Here is a 19,516-nt window from a genome sequence, read left to right as displayed (position 1 = left end):
AAATACATTTGGTGTTAGCAGTCGAGCGGCAGCAGAATCTGAAACTCGGTGTGGCCCGGCCGGCTTTCCACTTCGATCAGTCCGTCGTGCTGCTGCACGAAGGTCTGCGCGAGCGTCAAACCGAGACCGCTGCCGTCTTCGCGCCCCGACACGAGCGGATAGAAAATGCGGTCACGGATGTCCTCAGGAATGCCAGGGCCGTTGTCAGTGATATGCAAGTCCAGTGCCAGCTTACATAAACGTTTCGACACGGTGATCTTGCGCGCAATGCGGGTGCGCAATTCGATGCGCGCATCGCCTTGCGAGATGCGCTCGCGCAAGGCTTCCGCGGCATTGCGCACGATGTTCAACAGTGCCTGGATCAGTTGCTCCTTGTCGCCGCGCAGGTCCGGCACGCTCACGTCGTAATCGCGCTCGATCGTGAGGCCGCGCGGAAACTCCGCGAGAATCACCTGGCGCACGCGCTCGCACACCTCGTGGATATTCACGTCGCCGACGATATGCGGATGACGGTGCGGCTCCAGCAAGCGATCGACCAGCGTTTGCAGCCGGTCCGATTCCTTGATGATGACCTGCGTGTATTCGCGCAACTCGTCGCGCTGACGCTCGCCGAGTTCGAACTCGAGCAGTTGCGCCGCGCCGCGAATCCCACCGAGCGGATTCTTGATCTCGTGCGCGAGATTCCTGATCAGTTGTTTGTTGACCGCGGTGAGGTCATTGATGCGCTCCTCGCGGTCGGAGCGTAAATGCCGCTCGTTCTCGAACAGTTCGAGCAGCACATAATCCTGCACGCTCTCCAGAAAGCCGACGATCGCATGCACATGCAGCGGTTCGTGGCCTGGGCGTTCGAGTACGGCGTCCAGATGTGTTGCGTGAAAACGGTGAGCGGCGATCGCGGAGATGGTCTCGACCAGTTCGTCCGCATTCGAGAAAATGTCCTGCCACGCCATCTGCGTCAGTTGCTTGCGCGACAACTCAAGCATCGATTCCGCCGACGGATTCGCAAACACCACGCGCAGCGTGCGCTTTTCGAGCACCAGCACGACCGTCGGCAATGCCTCGAAGCCCGGCAGCAAACCGGAGCTCATCAGCTGAGCGTCGTCCGACAGCGTCTGCTCGTGCCCTTTCCTTGCCTTCATCAGATTCTTCAGAACCATCTTGCAGTCTGGCCGATAGGAGATGGTGATAAATCAGGTGTACTGCCTGTTGTCCTGCAGTCCTGCTTCATTGCCCCCACGCTGCGCACGTCGCGAATGGACGTATTCGGGTCCAACAAAAAAGGGACGGCGCCGCCGTCCCTTCGTGACCGATCGCGAGCGTCGGGCAAAGCGCTTCGCCGTTTGAAGGGCGAAGCGCCATTGCCGCTTACAGCGAGTAGTACATTTCGAATTCGATCGGATGCACCGACTGACGATAGCGTTGCAGCTCGCCCGTCTTCAGTTCGATGTACGCGTCGAGCATCGAATCCGTGAACACGCCACCGCGCGTCAGGAATTCACGATCCGCGTCGAGTGCGTCGAGCGCCTGGTCGAGGCCGGCACACACGGTCGGGATCTTTGCATCCTCTTCCGGCGGCAGGTCGTACAGGTTCTTGTCGGCAGCTTCGCCCGGGTGAATCTTGTTCTGCACGCCGTCCAGACCCGCCATCATCAGCGCGGAGAAGCACAGGTACGGATTCGCCAGCGGATCCGGGAAGCGCGTTTCGATACGGCGGCCCTTCGGGTTCGATACGTGCGGAATGCGGATCGATGCCGAACGGTTGCGAGCCGAGTAAGCCAGCTTCACCGGTGCTTCGAAGTGCGGCACGAGACGCTTGTACGAGTTCGTACCCGGGTTCGTGATCGCGTTCAGCGCGCGAGCATGCTTGATGATGCCGCCGATGTAGAACAGCGCGAACTCCGACAGACCTGCGTAACCGTTGCCTGCGAACAGGTTGGTGCCGTCTTTCCAGATCGACTGGTGAACGTGCATGCCCGAACCGTTATCGCCGACCACCGGCTTCGGCATGAACGTTGCCGTCTTGCCGTACGTGTGCGCGACGTTGTGGATGATGTACTTCATTTGCTGCAGCCAGTCAGCGCGTTGCACCAGCGTCGAGAACTTCGTGCCGATTTCGTTCTGGCCCTGGCCCGCGACTTCGTGGTGATGCACTTCGACCGGGATGCCGATCTGTTCGAGCAACAGGCACATTTCCGAACGGATGTCCTGGAACGTGTCGACCGGAGCGACCGGGAAGTAGCCGCCCTTCGTGCCCGGACGGTGGCCGGTGTTGCCGCCTTCGAATTCCTTCGCCGACGACCACGGTGCTTCTTCCGAACCGATCTTGATGAAGCAGCCCGACTGATCCGTATTCCACTGGACCGAGTCGAAAATGAAGAATTCCGGTTCCGGACCGAAGAAGGCCGTGTCGCCGAGGCCCGTGCTCTTCAGGTACGCTTCAGCGCGCTTTGCCAGCGAACGCGGATCGCGCTCATAGCCCTTGCCGTCAGCCGGTTCGACGACGTCGCAGGTCAGCACGAGGGTCGATTCTTCGTAGAACGGGTCGATGAAGGCGGTGTTCGCGTCCGGGACCAGCAACATGTCCGATGCTTCGATGCCCTTCCAGCCGGCAATCGACGAACCGTCAAACGCATGGCCGCTTTCGAACTTGTCTTCATCGAATGCCGACACCGGCACCGAAACGTGTTGCTCTTTGCCGCGCGTGTCGGTGAAACGGAAGTCGACAAACTTGACGTCTTCGTCTTTGACGAGTTGAATGACGTCGGCCACGGATTTACTCATAACCTATCTCCTGATTAACGAATTCGGCGGATTCAGCCGCCGCCCAATCTAGCTGACCCATCCCGGCGCGTCCACCCCTCTATCGTTGAGGATGAACATAAAAGCCTGCCGGTACAAATCGATCGGCACCAATAAAGCAGCTTCTGTGCCATGTGTGCGCCAACCCGGCGCAAAACCGCCCTGCGCGCGCGTTTGCAGGGAATGGACGCACCGAACGGCATGCAGCCCCTAAATCTTTACGCGACGCAACGCACCGAATCAGTGCATCAGGCGAACGGGCCGCGATCGATGTCTTCATTTTGGTGCATTTTTATAAGTATGCACCACGATCAGGCATCCGCTGCGCTGCTTCGCGCGGGTGCGGGCTGCGTCTGAACGGCATGCGCGCCACCTGCTGCGCGCTAGAATGATCATTTGGTCCGAAGGAGGTTTGCGCTCATGAGCACGCTCGAACAGTTGTACGCCCAGGCGGAAAAACGCCGCACCGAGAACCAGTTGCCCTATGCGGGCGCGGTGTCGCCCGCCGAGGCGTTCGAACTGCTGCAACTCGATCCGCGCACGCGTCTTGTCGACGTGCGCACCCGTGCCGAACTCGATTGGGTCGGCCGGCCGGTTATCGGCGACGGACAATACGCGCATGTGGAATGGACGCGCTATCCGGGCGCGGTGCCGAACCAGGAATTCCTTCAGCAACTGAGCCAGGCGGCCACGCCCGATACGCCCGTGCTGTTTTTGTGCCGCAGCGCCGCGCGCTCGAAGCTCGCCGCGATCGCCGCCACCCAGGCGGGCTATACCAAGGCCTACGATCTGCTGGAAGGCTTCGAAGGCGATAAGGACGGCCAGGGGCATCGGAAGACAGTGTCGGGCTGGTGCTTTCGCGGGTTGCCGTGGATCGGCGCCTGAGCGCTGAGCGCTCGCCTGATTGTTGCTGTCCGCGCGGGAGGCGCTGCATACGCGGACGGCTACTGGCAAGTACGGCAGATTGATGCCTTTCGCCTGACACGTGTGCGCACCGACGCAAAAGCGTGGCAGAGGCCGAGCGGCGTGCGGGACAATTAGACGCATCGTCGGCGCTGCATGTGACAGGCCGATGATGCGCCGAGTCTTAATCTGTTCCTGGCGCGGTCCTGGTCCACTCCTGGGCCGCTCCAGGTCCGCTCTGGTCCGTTAGACGCGAGTACAAACGAGCCCGAATAAAATCCGGCGTCCGAGCCGGATTAACCGCAGATCAACCGCGCGGTCCGGTCGCAACGGCCTCAAGGCTCGACAATGTCGCCTCCGAGCAGGTGAACACCTTCGCGCAACTTCACGAAGGCCGCCGCCACCGCTTCCGGTTCGCCCTTCACACCAAGATCGATGTGATGCCGCGCGTACACACCGCCGCGCTCCGCATCGCCCACGCTCGGCAGGCTGAACACTCGCACGCCCGGAAAATCCTGTTCGATCTTTTCCATCAGCGGCGTAAGACGCGACTCCGGCAGCTCGAAGACCAGCAATGATTTTTCCGCGTGCGGCATCGCGTGATGCAGATGCGCGTACTGCGTATCCAGCACCCACTCGATCATCGGCCACGCCATGACCGGAAAGCCCGGCACGAAGTAGTGCTGTTTGATCGAGAAGCCCGGGATCTTGTTGTAGCCGTTGGGAATGATCGATGCGCCCTGCGGATACGTGCCCATATTCAGACGATGCCGGTTCTCCGGCGAAGCCAGATCGAGCGGCGTAGCCGAGTTTGCCGGATGCATATCGCGGATGCGCTCCTGAATCAGCCGCTCAGCCTCCGGATGCAACTCGAGCGGTACGCCAAGCGCCGCGGCCGCGCACTGGCGGGTATGGTCGTCCGGCGTGGCGCCGATGCCGCCCGTCGAGAACACGATGTCGCCCGATGCGAACGTGCGCCGCAGCGTTGCCGTGATGCGCTCCGGTTCGTCGCCGATATATTCCGCCCAGCCGAGCGACAAGCCGCGCGCGCCCAGCAATTCGATGACCTTCGGCAGATGCTTGTCGACGCGTCTGCCCGACAGGATTTCGTCGCCGATGATGATGACGCCAAATGCCATTGCCGCCTCTTTCGCCTAGTCAATAATTCATCAGTAAGGAACCGGCGCCGCATGCCGCGGGCCGTGCTCTTCCGCGCGCATACGTTGCAGCGCGCGCAAACAGTAATAGCCGAACCACAGCGCCGAAAACACGAGAATGAACGCGTAGATCCAGATCGTCACCGCAGTGATCACCGGGAACAGCACGATCAACCACACCGACGACGCCCACAACAGCGTAGGCAGCGATCCCAGCAATCCGCTCGCGATACCGATCAACAGTAGCGGCAACCGGAAGCGCCGCACCAGCGCGCGCCGCTCGTCAGGCGTGGCATGCAGCGCAAGCGCGTCGTAACTCATTACGCGATAGGTCAGCCAGCCCCACAGGAGCGGCGGAATCAACGCGAAGAACGGCGGCACCAACCACAGCGGCAACGTGACGATCAATAGCACGAGACAGACCAGCGTGGTCCACAACGCCTGGCCGAGACTACCGTACCACGTTCCGCCGCGGCGCATTTCCAGCCCGGCGAATTGCCGTGCCGACAGAAAGCGGATGACAGCCGGCATCGACAGCGTGGCGATCAGCAGCAACACCGTGACGACAATCAACGGAATCGCCATCGCAATCACGATGAACGGCGCGATCGCCGCGTGCAGCGCCGAAAAACCCAGCCAGTCGAACAGGCGATAAAGCGTGACCGTGAACGACCAGCTTTCGAGCCACGTGCGGGTAGCGCCGATCAGCGTCTGCCAGGAAAACCACAGGATCACGCCCCACCCGATGGTCGCTGCCAGAAATGGCAGGACGGTCAGCCAGAGCATGCGCGGGTGGAGCGCGCTTGCGAGCGCACGTCCGAACGAGCGCAACAGATCATTCATGCGAGCCAGTGCCGGTGAACGAAACAATGGAACAAGGGAAACTGCGCGACGAACTGGCGATCCGTCCGTCAAACTGACCGGGACGCAAATCGGAAAACGAACCAGGAACATGCGCGCAAACGTGGACAGGATAAACCACGTGACGCGCCGCCGGGAAAACCGGCGGCGTGGGAGGAAGAACGCTCAAACCGGCGCGGCGTCGCTGCCTTCGGCGCGGCGGCGCTTCGGCGAAAGGCGCCCGGCGATGCGTACGAAGGCGAGCCAGTGCTGCGCCCAGAAACCGTCACCGTAGCGCCGGCCTTCCAGTTGATCGCGGATGCCGGTTGGCTCCATCTCCCGGCTCCAGGACACGCTGCGAAACAGCATGTCCCACCACGGGAACAGAACGCCGAAATTGCAACCGTACTTCAGGCCTTCATGGCCGTAGCCAATCGCATGGTGACGGCGATGGAAAGTCGGACTGACCAGCAGGCGCTCGCCGAGCCAGCCGAAGTACAGACGAATGTTCGCGTGCTGCACGCTCTGCGCCAGATTCGTGATTGCGACCAGCACGACGAATTGCGACGGCGGCACACCGATCACCAGTGCGATCACTGCGAAGAACGACGCTTGCAGCAGATCGTCGAGCAGATGGTTACGGTCGTCGGACCAGAGCGACATCTGCTGCTGGCTGTGATGCACCGCGTGCAACTCCCACCACACGCCGATCCGATGCTCCCACCGGTGGTACCAGTAGCCGGCGAAATCAAGCACGAGCAGATACATCACAAAGGTAACGAGCGGCTGCGTGGTGACGCCCGGCCACAGATTGTCGAACTCGATATTCGCGATGTTGTGCAGACGCAGCCAGGCCTGGACGGTGTCGAAGAAAGGCTGCAGCGCAAAAAAGAAAAACAGGTTGAGGATGCCGAGCTTGGCGATCCAGGTATAGATCACGTCGACCCGCACGGCCTTGCGGTTCTCCCAACGCTCCACCGGGCGCAGCGCCTCGAGCGGGCGCAGCACCGCGTACATCGCTAGCACCTCGATGACGCCGACGATCACCCAATACAGGCTGTCGTAGGTATCTTCGTCATAGCCCATCAAATCGAAGCGGAACAGCAACGGCTGCACCACGTCGACGTACAGCAGCGTCTGCACCGCTGAGACGAAGCTGTCGAGTGAAGAAAAAATCAGATGGAACATGGTGCTGGCCTGTTACTTCATTCCTGACGTTTCGCTGATTGCCGCATCAATACGCATCAATACTGCATCAATACTGCATCAAGCGCCGTTCGGCGCGGTGACCGGCGCGCGATTGAAGAAATAGATACCGTGCGGCGAACGGCCGACGGCAATCGTCTGGATCAGCTTACGCGTGTTCAGGTCGATGATGCCGACATGCTTCGCGAAGCGGAAGGTCACCCACAGATAGCGTTTGTCGGCGGAAAGCTCCATGTCGTCCGGCCCTGGCATCAAACCGGTGATGTCGCCGACATTGGTCAGCGTGTCTTCGTCGATGATGCTGATCGTGCTCGCGACGCGATTCGACACCGCCACGTGCTTGCCGTCCGCCAGCGAGCGGAAGTTGTGCGCGCCCTTGCCTGTCTGGATGGTTTTGACGATTTTCTGGTTGCGCCAGTCGACCACCGCAACGTAATCCGACCCGGTCATGCCGATCAACAGGTACTTCTCGCCCGGCGTCATCCACAAGCCGGCCGGCACCTTGCCGACTTTCATCTTCCACTTGACGGTTTGCGTGGCCAGATCAATAGCCGCCAGCTCGCCCGAAACCTGCAACGTGACGAAAACCGTCTTGCTGTCATTGGTGAACGCCATGTGGCTCGGCATCACCGCGAGCGGCAAACGCGAAGCCAGCGTCATCTGGTTTTTCTGGCTGTCGTAATGATAGATGTCGAGGCGGTCCAGACGCAGCCCGGTGGTGACGAGCCACTTGCGGTCTGGCGAAAAACCGATCTGGTATGGATCCTCGATGTTCTCGACCCAGCGCTGCACCTGGCCCGATTTCGGATCGACGAACATCAGGTTGTTCGACACCGAGTTGGCGACGATCAGGGACGAATTGTCCGGCGTGGCCATCAGGTGATGTGGTTCCTTGCCCGTCGGCACCGTGCCGACGACCTGGCGGGTGGTCTCGTCAATCAGGCTCAGCGTGGCTTCGCCGGAATTCAGCACGATCACGTTATTGGCGTGGGCCGCCGGAGAAAAAAAACCTGCGGCGGCGGCCAGCGTTGCGCCTGCGGCGAACGTAGCGGTCAAGCCGGAAAGAAGAAATTTGCGCATGAAAACTCACTTCAGAGAACAACCGGCATTGTAGAACGTTTGTCAGGAAGCGAGGTTGACGTCGATACCGGTTTGACGCTCCGGAAAATAGGAGCGCGACAGGAGCAAGGACATGACTCTGTCAGCGGTTTCCGGTGGCTTGCTGGCACGTCGTCGGATTTACGTAAGAAAGTCAGAAGGCAATCCGCACCGAATCAAATAAATTTTCAAAACTATAAATTATTACATTCTTATATTTTGAATTACCACATAAGACAAAACAAGACCATTCCTTATTTTTAACAATCAAAAAACACTTATTCATATTTAATTACAGCCGATTATTTATTTTCAATAATTTAAGAATTGGCTTATTCCGCCTTTTCCCCACCAGGTCTGACAATCCCGCCGATCATCGCCCAAGCACTTAATCCTGTGGACTTAAGGGCGTGACGCAGAAGATTCGGACGCGCGAAAAATTTAAGCAGGACACGGAAAACGGACAACGGAAATACCGCGGTCGACATGTTCTATTTGTGCGCGACAAATCGGGGCGATGACGCCTTTTCCGAATCAACATGCTTTCACGTGCCGTCCACGCTCGTAATTCCGCGGAGTTTCAGAAAATATGAATAAGATTTACAAATCGGTTTGGTGTGAGGCAACGGGCACGTGGGTGGCGACGTCGGAGACGGCACGGTCGAAAGCGAAACGCAACACCTCCCGGAGACTGGCGATACTGGTCAGCGCAGGGTTGATAGGTGGCGTATCGGTAGCAAATGCGGCTGGAACCGCCGCCACTGACTATTTTGATGCCAGTCCGTCATACCCTGGCTTGACTCAGAATGCACAAGCCACTGCAGCTGGCGCGGTTGCCGCCGGTGGCGGAGCGCTTGCAGATGGCGTGAATTCAGCGGCGATCGGCGACGGGGCAAAGGCGCTGGACATCGGTACGGTCGCATTGGGCAGCGGCGCGATTGCGACCCAAGGAGGCGCTACGGCAATCGGCTTTACCTCGATCGCCCGTGGGGCGAGCGCGCTTGCGAATGGAGCGGCGGCTTGGGCAAAGGCTGATTACAGCATCGCACTCGGCGGCCTTTCCGGTTCCTTCGCGCACGGCGCAATCGCGCTTGGGGCGTACAGCAACGCCATGGGGATCAATTCGGTAGCGATCGGCTACGGCGCGACTGTTGCAACCGACAATAGCGTCGCGTTAGGCGCGAACTCGAGCACCACCGCCGATCTGACTACACCAGCATTTGTGCCAACCGGGTCAGGCGCCACAGCCGTCGAAGCCACCACCGCAAGTGGCGAAGTATCAGTCGGCTCTGCCGGCAACGAGCGTCGCGTGACGAATGTCGCTGCAGGCGCAGCCGCGACTGATGCAGTCAACGTCAGTCAATTGAGCGCCGTAGACGGAAAAGTCGATGCGGTCGCGAAGAATGGCACGCTGCGTTACTTCAAGGCAGCGGGTATCGACGGAAGCGGTGACGACGCAGCGGCGAGCGGCGACCACTCAGTGGCGATTGGCAGTAACGCGTCCGCCTCCGGCGAGAAGTCCTTCGCAGCTGGCACCTCCGCTTCGGCCGACGGTATGATTTCAACAGCGGTCGGCGCCAATTCCGTCGCCAGCGAAACCGGCACAACGGCTGTAGGCGCAGGCGCTGCGGCAACCGGTCTGGTTGCCACCTCGATCGGCGCCAATTCCTCGGCAACGGGGTTCGGCGGCGTCGCCATCGGCAACATGGCCGAAGCCGATGCAGACAATTCCGTTGCGTTAGGTCACGGCTCGATTGCGGATCGCGCCAATACCGTCTCGGTGGGCTCGGCCGGGAGCGAGCGGCAGATAGCCAACGTCGCAGCCGGCACCGAAGCGACCGACGCGGTCAACGTCAGCCAGTTGCAGGCCGCCACGGCGAGCGCATCGCGCTATTTCAAGGCGACGGGCGTTGACGGTAGCGGAGACGATGCCATCGCACGCGGCGACCACTCTGTTGCGATCGGCAGCGGCTCGGTAGCTTCGGGCGACAAATCCTTCGCCGCCGGCACAAGCTCGTGGGCGCAAGGCAGCTTCGGCACCGCCGTCGGCACCCTCGCCACAGCACAGGGCGACAACTCAACCGCCCTCGGTTATAAAGCGAACGCCGTTGCGTCCAATTCGGTCGCCCTCGGCCAAGGTTCCGTCGCGGATCGAGCGGACAGCGTATCGGTCGGTTCAGCCGGAGCAGAACGCCAGATCACCAACGTTGCCGCCGGTACCGCCGACACCGACGCGGTCAACGTTTCCCAGTTGAAAGCGGTCAGTGACCAAACGGCCGCGACTGCCGCCAAACTCGATGGCGCAGTGATGTACGACCAGAACGCCGACGGCAGCGTCAACAAGAACAGTGTGACGCTCGGTGGTGATGCCGGCACCGCAATTCACAACGTCGCCGACGGCGTGGACGCAAGCGATGCCGTCAACCTCGGCCAACTGAACGCGGCAATCGGCAACGCGGTCCAGAACATCACCGTAAATCCGAACGTTCCGTTCTTTAGCGCCGACGGCAACACCGACACGGAAGGCGCACAGGCCTCGGGCACGCATTCCGTCGCCGTCGGCGCCAGCGCCAACGCCACCGGCACGAACGCAATCGCGATCGGCGCAAATTCCACCGCCAGCGGCCAGAACGCCACCGCACTCGGCGCAGCAGCCAACGCCAGCGCCGATAACTCGGTTGCACTGGGCCAGGGCTCGGTCGCGGATCGGGCGAATACGGTTTCGGTAGGCGCAGCAGGTCAGGAGCGTCAGATCACCAACGTTGCGGCCGGCGTGCAAGGCACGGACGCGGTCAACGTCAATCAGCTGCAGCAGAGCGTGAGCGGCGCAGTTGGCCAGGCGAACAGCTACACCGACGACCAGATCCGCTCGGCTCGCCGCGACTCGTACGGCGGCACGGCGTCGGCGCTGGCGGCTGCGGGCTTGCCTCAAGCGGTCCTTCCGGGCCACGGAATGGTCGCCATTGCCGGCGGCACGTATGGCGGTCAATCCGCAGTGGCAATCGGCATATCGCAACTGTCGGAAACCGGCAAGTGGGTCTACAAGGTGCAAGGCACCTCTGACTCGCGCGGCCAGTTCGGCGCGTCGGTCGGCGCCGGCATGCACTGGTAAAACTTTGGCAGGACGCGTGACCGGTTCGATCCGGGCTAGTCACGCGGAAGTCAGTAGCGTTGCTGTACTCGCAGCGAGCAGGCGCGGGTCCGAAAGGGCCCCGCCCTTTGCGCGTGATGTCACTCCCAAAAGGAGCGGTGTCACGCGCTTTTTTGTCCGCGCTGCAAACGCACTGCAAACACGTTTCAGCCTACGGCCCGCGCCGCCTGGATGGCGCGGGGGCATGCACCTGCGGCGCCCCCGCCCGACGGGCCACTCAGCGTTGCATCGATTCCCATACCTTATAGAGACGCTTCACCGAAACCGGCATCGGCGTACGAAGCTCCTGCGCGAACAGCGAAATACGCAACTCCTCCAACAGCCAGCGGAACTCCGACAGCCGCGTGTCCAGCACGCCGCCGCGTTGTGCGAGCGCGCGCTGGTAGTTCTGCAGAAGCGGCTGGAATTCGGCGAACTGACGGGCGTCACGCGCAGAGTCGGCCTTCAGTTTGTCGATGCGCAGCGCAATGCCCTTCAGGTAGCGCGGGAAGTGCGACAGCTGAGCATACGGCGTATCGACTACGAAGCGTTTGCCGATCAGGCTATCCAGCTGGTTCTGTATGTCCGCATGCGCGGCCGTGAACGACTTCGCCTGCGTCAGTTTTTTCGTCACGGTCGCGTATTCGCCAAGAATCTGCCCGACAAGGCGGGCAATTTCCTGAGCCAATAAGGTCAGGCGGCTACGGCCTTCGTCGCGGCGCGTGTGGAAGCTGACGTCATCGGCCGGCAAGGGGTCTTGCAGACAGGCGCGATCGAGCGCCGTGTCGATCAGTTGATCGCGCAGTTCCTCCTGAGTGCCGCGCGGCATGAACTGCATCGCCATTTCGCGCAAACCCGGCAGGTTCTTTTCCAGATACTTGATCGGTTCCTTCAACTGCAGCGCGAACAGGCGGCGCAACCCCGCGCGATGAATCCGCGCGGCTTCGTCCGGTGAATCGAATACTTCGACGTCGCAGTGCGTGCCGCGATCCACCAACGCCGGGTAGCCGAACAAGGTCTGGCCGCCGCGGCGAATTTCCAGCAACTCAGGGAGCTTGCCGAAATTCCACGTCGTGAGTTTTTCGTAGAGCGCGGTCGCCGGTGCACCGCCGCCTTGCGACACGGTCTGCGGACCGGACGCAGCCGCGCCCCTGCCCTGCGGCGCCGCGCCGGCTGAGCCGGCAGCCTGCGAGCCAGCCGCAACGCTGCCGCCGCCCGCATCCGCCAGCGCCGCCCCGGCCGCACTGGACGCAATCTTCTGAAAATGCTGCTGCGCCTGGCCGCCGAGTTCAGCGCGCAATTGCGACATATTCCGGCCCATCGCGAGTTGCCGCCCATGCTCGTCGATGACCTTGAAGTTCATGAACAGATGGGGCGTCAGCGTTTCGAGCTTGAAGTCCGATTGCTTCATCGCGACCTGGGTCTGCTCGCGAACATCCGCGATCAGCGACTCGAGCAAACCGCCCGCGCCGAAGCGAGGACCACTATGCCGATCGACGAAACCTGCCGCGTACTCGGGCAGCGGCACGCAATGGCGTCGCAACTTCTGCGGCAACGATTTCAGCAACAGTTGCGCCTTCTCTTTCAGCATGCCCGGAACGAGCCATTCACAACGGCGCGCGTCGACCTGATTGAGCGCATACAGCGGCACCGCGAGCGTCACGCCGTCGCGCGGCGAACCGGGTTCGAAGTGATACGTGAGCGCCATCTCGACACCCGCCATCGTCATCCGCTTCGGGAACAGATCGGTCGTCACGCCGGCGGCTTCGTGCCGCATCAGATCGTCGCGCGACAGATACAGCAGCCGCAATTTGTCTTCCGGCTGGCCGCTCTTCTTCACCTCGTCGCGATACCAGCGCTCGAACGAGGCACCGGTGTAAATGCCTTGCGGCAAGGCCTGATCGTAGAAGCCGAAAATCAGTTCGTCGTCGACCAGCACGTCCTGACGGCGCGACTTGTGTTCCAGTTGCTCGATATCGGCGAGCAGCTTGCGGTTGTGCGCGAAGAACGCGAGCTTCGTGTCGAACTCACCCTCCACCAACGCACCGCGAATGAACAGCTCGCGCGCGCGCGCCGGGTCCTGTTTGCCGAAGCTCACGCGCCGCCGGTGATAGATCGGCAGGCCGTACAGCATTGCGCGCTCGAACGCCGACACCTGCGCCGCGCGCTTTTCCCAATGCGGTTCGGACAATGACTTCTTTAGCAGATGCTCGCCGATCTTCTCGATCCATTCCGGCTCGATCTTCGCGATACAGCGTGCGTACAGACGGCTCGTCTCGACCAGTTCCGCGGCCATCACCCACTTCCCGGCCTTCTTCACCAGCGCCGAGCCCGGCCACAGGTAGAACTTGATGCTGCGCGCGCCGAGGAAATACGGCTCGTCGTCGGCTTTCAAGCCGATATTGCCGAGCAGGCCGGTCAACAACGCGAGGTGAATCTGCTCGAAGGTCGCTTCGGCCTCGTTCAGACGCCAACCGTGCTCACGCACCACGGTGAGCAGTTGCGAGTGCACGTCACGCCATTCGCGCAGGCGCAGTTGCGACAGGAAGTTCTTACGGCACTCGTCCTGCAATTGCCGGTTCGATTTCTTGTGGGCAATCGCTTCTTCGAACCAGTTCCAGATCTTCAGCCATTGCAGGAATTCGGAGCGCTCGTCGGCGAACCGGCGATGTGCCTGGTCGGCCTGCTCCTGCGCTTCGATCGGCCGGTCGCGCGGATCTTGCACCGACAAAGCGCTGGCGATGATCAACACTTCCTTCAGCGCCTGCTGATCGCGCGCGGCGAGAATCATCCGCCCGACGCGCGGGTCGAGCGGCAAGCGCGCCAGTTCACGGCCGAGCGGCGTGAGCTGATTGTCGTCGTCGACGGCGCCCAGTTCGTTGAGCAGCTGATAACCGTCGGCAATCGCGCGGCCGGGCGGCGGCTCGATGAAGGGGAAGGTTTCGATCGCCGTCAGATGCAGCGACTTCATGCGCAGAATGACCGACGCCAGCGACGAGCGCAAAATCTCCGGATCGGTGAAGCGCGCGCGGCCCTGATAGTCGCTTTCCTCGTACAGACGAATACAGACACCGTCGGCAACCCGGCCGCAACGCCCTGCCCGTTGATTCGCGGCGGCCTGCGAAATCGATTCGACCTGCAGTTGCTCGACCTTGTTGCGATACGAATAGCGCTTCACGCGCGCGAGGCCCGTATCGACCACGTAGCGAATCCCCGGCACGGTCAGCGAAGTCTCGGCGACATTGGTCGCGAGCACGATGCGGCGCGCGTTCGAGGTGCGGAACACGCGCTCCTGTTCGGCGGCCGACAGGCGCGCGAACAAGGGCAGAATTTCCGTATGCGGCGGATGATGCTTGCGCAACGCTTCGGCGGTATCGCGAATCTCGCGCTCGCCGGGCAGGAACACGAGCACGTCGCCAGCGCCTTCGCGGCACAGTTCGTCGACCGCGTCGACGATCGCTTCCATCAGATCGCGGTCGGTTTCGCGCTGGGTTTTCGGCCGTTCACGCGACGACGATGCGGAAGAGCCTTCTGCCGACTTCACCGCCGGACTGTCTTCCGCGACCGGCCGGTAGCGCATCTCGACCGGATACAGCCGGCCGCTCACTTCGATCACCGGCGCAGGCTTCTCGTCGCTGCCGAAATGGCGCGCGAAGCGATCGGCGTCGATTGTCGCCGAGGTCACGATCAGCTTCAGATCGGGCCGCTTGACGAGGATTTCCTTCAGATAGCCCAGCAGGAAATCGATGTTCAGGCTGCGCTCGTGCGCTTCGTCGATGATCAGCGTGTCGTAGGCTTTCAGCAGCGGATCGGTCTGCGTTTCGGCGAGCAGAATGCCGTCGGTCATGAGTTTGACCGACGCGCCCGGCGACAGATTGTCGTTAAAACGCACCTTGTAGCCGACCACTTCGCCAAACGGCGTGCCGAGTTCCTCGGCGATACGGCGGCCCGTCGCCGATGCCGCGATCCGGCGCGGTTGGGTGTGGCCGATCAGGCCGCTGCCGCCCGCGCCGAGACCACGGCCGAGTTCGAGGCAGATTTTCGGCAACTGGGTGGTCTTACCCGAGCCGGTCTCGCCGCAGACGATCACGACCTGATTCTGCTCGATGGCGCGCGCGATCTCCTCGCGGCGGCCAGACACCGGCAACGCTTCGGGGAAAGTGATCGCCGGAATCGGGTTCGGTTCGACCACGCGTTGAACGCGCGGCGCGCGCGGCTCGCGGCGTTCGTTGTGCGCGGCGCCGCTCGCTTGCGGTGTTTTCTGCGCAGGGGCGCCGGCGTCTCGGCGCGGCTGGCCGCCTTGCTGATTCGCCTCGCGAGCTCCGCCGGAACGGGCACGCCGCTCGTCCGCGTGAGGCTGGCGTGGGCCTTGCGGCATTTTCTGCGCGTGGCCATCGTTGCGAGGCGCTGGTTGCCCGGCGTCGCCGGCATGCGGTTGCTTACGCGCGGCATCGCCGTGCGGCGGCTGTTTGTGCCCCTCACGAGCGTTTTTCGGCGCCTGCGCGCCCGCCTCCCGGCGCACGCCCTGCGGCGGGTTTTTTTTCTGTGCAGACGACTCCGCGCCCGGCGCGTTGCGGCGCGGCTCGCGCGCCGTTTCCGGCGTGTTGCGGTGGGCGTCCGGCGTTTCGCGGCGCGCAGCGTCGCCAGGCTTCACCTGATCGGCGGCCGGCGCTGCATTCTCGTTCGCCGCAGCGGGACTTTTGGGTACATTCGACATGGGGGCGCATTATAATCCCCGGCATGAATTCCCAAACCGACCTCGTCCCCGCGCCCGCGAGTGTTCCTGCCCCCGCCGGAGCAACGGAAGACCTCGCCCAGCACGCGCAATTCGTCGACTGGATGCGCTCAGTCGCCCCTTACATCCATGCGTTCCGTAACAAGACGTTCGTCGTCGGTTTTGGCGGCGAAGTGGTGCATCAGGGGCTCCTGAATGCGCTCGTGTCGGACATCGCGCTGCTGCAGGCCATGGGTATCCAGATCGTTCTGGTGCACGGCTCGCGACCGCAGGTCGAAGAGCAGATGAGCCTGCACGGCGTGGAATCCGAGTTTTCGCACGGCATGCGCATTACCGACGCGCGCGCTTTGGAGTCCGCGAAAGAAGCGGCCGGCGAAGTGCGTCTGGATATCGAGGCGGCGATCAGCCAGGGCTTGCCGAACACGCCGATGGCGCACGCGCACATCAGCGTGGTGTCCGGCAACTTCGTGACGGCGCGCCCGGTCGGCATTCTGGACGGCGTCGATTTCGCCCACACCGGCGTGGTGCGCAAGATCGACGCAGATTCGATCCGCCATTCGCTCGCAAGCCGCAAGCTCGTGCTGCTCTCGCCGCTCGGCTTTTCGCCCACCGGCGAGGCATTCAATCTGTCGATGGAAGACGTGGCCTCCGCTGCCGCCATCGCGCTGCGTGCCGACAAGATCGTGTTCCTGACTGAAACGCCGGGCCTGATGGAAACCGGCGAAAACGGCCCCGAACTGGTCCGCGAACTGTCGCTCGACGACGCCTACAAGCTGCATGAAAGCGGCGAAGTCACCGGCGACGCAGGCTTTTATCTGAAGCATTCCATCCGGGCCTGCCGCGGCGGCGTAGCGCGGGCGCACATCATCCCCTACGCGCTCGACGGCAGCCTGCTGCTCGAACTGTTCCTGCACGACGGCGTGGGTACGATGATCTCGTACGAGAACCTCGAAAGCCTGCGCGAAGCCACGCCGGACGACGTCGGCGGCATTCTTTCGCTGATCGAGCCGCTCGAATCCGACGGCACGCTGGTACGGCGAGGCCGTCACCAGATCGAACGGGACATCGACCATTTCTCGGTGATCGAGCACGATGGCGTGCTGTTCGGCTGCGCGGCGCTGTATCCGTATCCGCAGGAGCGCATCGGCGAAATGGCGTGTCTGACGGTCGCGCCTGAAGCACAAGGCACCGGCGACGGCGAGCGTCTGCTCAAGCGCATCGAACAACGCGCCCGGGCACGCGGCCTCACGCGGATTTTTGTGCTTACTACGCGCACCGAACACTGGTTCCTCAAGCGCGGCTTCGTCAAGGTCACGGTCGACGACCTGCCGGAAGACCGCCGCCGACTCTATAACTGGCAGCGCAAGTCGCTCGTGCTGATGAAACAGCTCTAAGCGACCCCATATAAAGCGACTGCCCGCCCCCACACCGATATAGGAGAAGCACAGCATGACTCGTATGGTTCAATGCGCGAAGCTCGGCAAGGAAGCCGAAGGTCTCGATTTCCCGCCGCTGCCGGGCGAACTCGGCAAGCGGATCTACGAAGGTATTTCCAAGGAAGCCTGGCAGGCCTGGTTGAAGCAGCAAACCATGCTGATCAACGAGAACCGCCTGAACATGGCCGATCCGCGTGCGCGCCAATATCTGATGAAGCAGACCGAAAAGTTCTTCTTCGGCGAAGGCGCGGATACGGCGCAGGGCTATGTGCCGCCGGCGGCCGAATAAGTCACGCCTGAATCACGCTTGAACCCCGCTTTGGCCCCACTTTTGCCACCGCGGCCAAAGCGTTTCAATCGGCATAGGGGACGGCCATGAGGCCGTACCCCTGCCACACCACCCGGCATGCGGGTCCGCACCGGGCGGTTCGGGAAGTTGAGGTTAGGAGAGCCGGGGTACACCCAGCCGGTCGAAGTAAGCGATGCTCAGCACACTCTTGAGCAGCCGGTCACTATTGCGCCACCAGCGACGACTGTTGGCCGCCACCTGTTGTGCCACCGTGAACGGCGCACCCAGCACACGCAGCGCCCGGTAAATCGTCGTGCCACGGCGCCAGTGTTTAAGCTGGATAGCCCGCAGCCGGTGACGCACCCATTTGTCCAATTCCAGCCAGACTCGTGGCGTTTGCGCCAGCCGGAAGTACGCTTTCCAACCCTGCACATAAGACCGTAACCGCTCTACCACTTCCTTCATGCTGCGCCCGCCAGAGCGACGGGTCAGTTCACGGATACGGTGTTTGAACGCCTGCAGCGGTTTGGCCGCCACCTTGCGCTTCACTACACCGCCCCGAGCGACCCACAGGCTGTAGCCCAGAAACTTGCGACCGAACACACTCGCGACCGCACTTTTGGTCTCGTTGACCTTCAGACGCAGTCGACCATACAGGCGTCGCAGCAGCGCCATCACCCGTTCGCCCGCACGACGGCTCCGAACGTAAACATTCGCGTCGTCGGCGTAGCGTGCGAAGCAGTGACCCCGCCGCTCCAGTTCCTTGTCCACCTCGTCGAGCAGTACGTTGGCCAGCAGTGGGGATAGCGGGCCGCCCTGCGGCGTGCCCTGATCCCGCTGCTGGACCACGCCGTCATCCATGATGCCGCTGTTCAGGTACGCACGGATCAGCCGGATTACGCCAGCGTCTCCAATCCGCTTCTGCAAACGGTCGATCAGGATGTCGTGGTTGACCCGGTCGAAGAACTTCTCCAGATCAACGTCCACCACGATTCGCCGGCCTGACTGCACGTACGATTGCGCGGCGAGTACTGCGTCGTGCGCACGCCGTCCGGGCCGGAAGCCGTAGCTGTGCTCGCTGAAGGTAGGGTCCAGAACCGGCTGCAAGACTTGCAGCAACGCCTGCTGGATCAGCCGATCCGTTACCGTCGGGATACCCAGCTCGCGCTCGCCCCCGTCTGGCTTTGGAATCGTCACCCGACGTACCGGACTGGGCCGGTACCTCCCCTTCAGCAACTGCTCTCGGATCACAGGCCACGCCGTCACCAGATGACGCGACGTCTGGTCAATATCCAGACCGTCCACGCCCGCGGCTCCTCCGTTAGCCCGTACCCGTTTGAACGCCTGCTTCAGGTTCTTTCTCGTCAGCGCCGCTTCCAGCAGCGCTGACCCTGTGTTCCCGAGTTCATGCCGCGGGCAGTAGGCTTCGTCGCTCACGGGTACACGCGCGGCTTCACCGCGCCCTACTCCCACTCGCCCCGTTTGCACGGGCATCTGACGCATTACCTGTCGCATCGACATGACGTTGAACACTCCTTCCCGTTCGGCCCTTCGTCACCAGCTTCAGCCTCCCCGGCTTATCCTGTGACTACTATGGCCTCTGCTGACTTCTCGCTCCGGCTCGACACCGTCGCCCTTTCAGGCATGAGGCGAGATCTCCCCAGGTAAGAACGCACTCCTTCACTGCACAGCCGCCGGATCTACGCCACCGCCCCTTGATCACGAGAGCTTTGCGGTTACATGCCCGCTCGCCCTGATCGGTAACGCCTTCTATCCGGTTCTTGTCCATCGGCTCGCAGTTTCGCTCCACGCTTCCTCCCCACGTCGGGTCGCCCTCACGCAGTTGCGCTTCGCTTCGCTCGCTGTGATCAACTTACGGTGGGACTTGCACCCACTGGAGTGCGCCCATGCTGGGCGCACATG

General features: G+C 62.1%; 12 protein-coding genes. 4 read left to right on the top strand and 8 right to left on the bottom strand.

Annotated features, from left to right (window positions below; translation table 11 throughout):
* Positions 1 to 14: 14 nt before the first annotated feature.
* Both glnL and glnA read right to left on the bottom strand, forming a co-directional pair.
* Positions 15 to 1,157, bottom strand: a complete 1,143-nt coding sequence (gene glnL / locus BCY88_RS07315; protein ID WP_120343615.1) for a nitrogen regulation protein NR(II) — start codon at positions 1,155 to 1,157, stop codon at positions 15 to 17.
* A gap of 208 nt (positions 1,158 to 1,365) precedes the next feature.
* Complete coding sequence (gene glnA / locus BCY88_RS07310) at positions 1,366 to 2,781, bottom strand: type I glutamate--ammonia ligase (RefSeq protein WP_120343614.1); 1,416 nt, start codon at positions 2,779 to 2,781, stop codon at positions 1,366 to 1,368.
* A 438-nt stretch (positions 2,782 to 3,219) separates the two neighbouring features.
* On the opposite strand from glnA, the gene BCY88_RS07305 reads away from it, so the two are divergent.
* On the top strand, positions 3,220 to 3,684 hold the full coding sequence (locus tag BCY88_RS07305; protein ID WP_120343613.1) for a rhodanese-like domain-containing protein: 465 nt from the start codon (positions 3,220 to 3,222) through the stop codon (positions 3,682 to 3,684).
* A 353-nt stretch (positions 3,685 to 4,037) separates the two neighbouring features.
* Here the strand turns inward: BCY88_RS07305 and BCY88_RS07300 are convergent, their stop codons facing one another.
* The 4 genes from BCY88_RS07300 to BCY88_RS07285 form a co-directional block, all read right to left on the bottom strand.
* A complete protein-coding gene (locus BCY88_RS07300; RefSeq protein WP_120343612.1) occupies positions 4,038 to 4,841 on the bottom strand; it encodes a competence/damage-inducible protein A in 804 nt (267 codons plus the stop codon).
* Between the two features lie 30 nt (positions 4,842 to 4,871).
* The gene (locus tag BCY88_RS07295; RefSeq protein ID WP_120343611.1) at positions 4,872 to 5,702 is read right to left on the bottom strand and encodes an EI24 domain-containing protein; all 831 of its coding nucleotides are present in this window, start codon (positions 5,700 to 5,702) and stop codon (positions 4,872 to 4,874) included.
* Positions 5,703 to 5,885: 183 nt separating this feature from the next.
* Complete coding sequence (locus BCY88_RS07290) at positions 5,886 to 6,887, bottom strand: sterol desaturase family protein (RefSeq protein ID WP_120343610.1); 1,002 nt, start codon at positions 6,885 to 6,887, stop codon at positions 5,886 to 5,888.
* A gap of 78 nt (positions 6,888 to 6,965) precedes the next feature.
* Positions 6,966 to 7,985: a YVTN family beta-propeller repeat protein gene (locus BCY88_RS07285; RefSeq protein WP_120343609.1), complete on the bottom strand. Its 1,020-nt coding sequence runs from the start codon at positions 7,983 to 7,985 to the stop codon at positions 6,966 to 6,968.
* A 607-nt stretch (positions 7,986 to 8,592) separates the two neighbouring features.
* Here BCY88_RS07285 and BCY88_RS07280 point away from each other — a divergent pair.
* Positions 8,593 to 11,115, top strand: a complete 2,523-nt coding sequence (locus BCY88_RS07280) for a YadA-like family protein (protein WP_120343608.1) — start codon at positions 8,593 to 8,595, stop codon at positions 11,113 to 11,115.
* A gap of 256 nt (positions 11,116 to 11,371) precedes the next feature.
* Here the strand turns inward: BCY88_RS07280 and hrpA are convergent, their stop codons facing one another.
* Positions 11,372 to 15,850, bottom strand: coding sequence for an ATP-dependent RNA helicase HrpA (gene hrpA, locus BCY88_RS07275; protein WP_120343607.1), 4,479 nt, complete (start codon positions 15,848 to 15,850; stop codon positions 11,372 to 11,374).
* Between the two features lie 23 nt (positions 15,851 to 15,873).
* Between hrpA and argA the strand changes: the two genes are divergently transcribed.
* Both argA and BCY88_RS07265 read left to right on the top strand, forming a co-directional pair.
* Positions 15,874 to 17,262: an amino-acid N-acetyltransferase gene (gene argA, locus BCY88_RS07270; protein WP_120343606.1), complete on the top strand. Its 1,389-nt coding sequence runs from the start codon at positions 15,874 to 15,876 to the stop codon at positions 17,260 to 17,262.
* 55 nt (positions 17,263 to 17,317) lie between these two features.
* Complete coding sequence (locus BCY88_RS07265) at positions 17,318 to 17,593, top strand: oxidative damage protection protein (protein WP_074282891.1); 276 nt, start codon at positions 17,318 to 17,320, stop codon at positions 17,591 to 17,593.
* A 153-nt stretch (positions 17,594 to 17,746) separates the two neighbouring features.
* Here BCY88_RS07265 and ltrA read toward each other — a convergent pair whose 3' ends face one another.
* Positions 17,747 to 19,114, bottom strand: a complete 1,368-nt coding sequence (gene ltrA, locus BCY88_RS07260; RefSeq protein ID WP_120343410.1) for a group II intron reverse transcriptase/maturase — start codon at positions 19,112 to 19,114, stop codon at positions 17,747 to 17,749.
* Positions 19,115 to 19,516 lie beyond the last annotated feature (402 nt).

It is taken from the genome of Paraburkholderia fungorum (assembly GCF_003610895.1).
In the GTDB taxonomy this organism is placed as follows: domain Bacteria; phylum Pseudomonadota; class Gammaproteobacteria; order Burkholderiales; family Burkholderiaceae; genus Paraburkholderia; species Paraburkholderia fungorum_B.
This window is presented reverse-complemented; position numbering and strand designations above follow the sequence as displayed.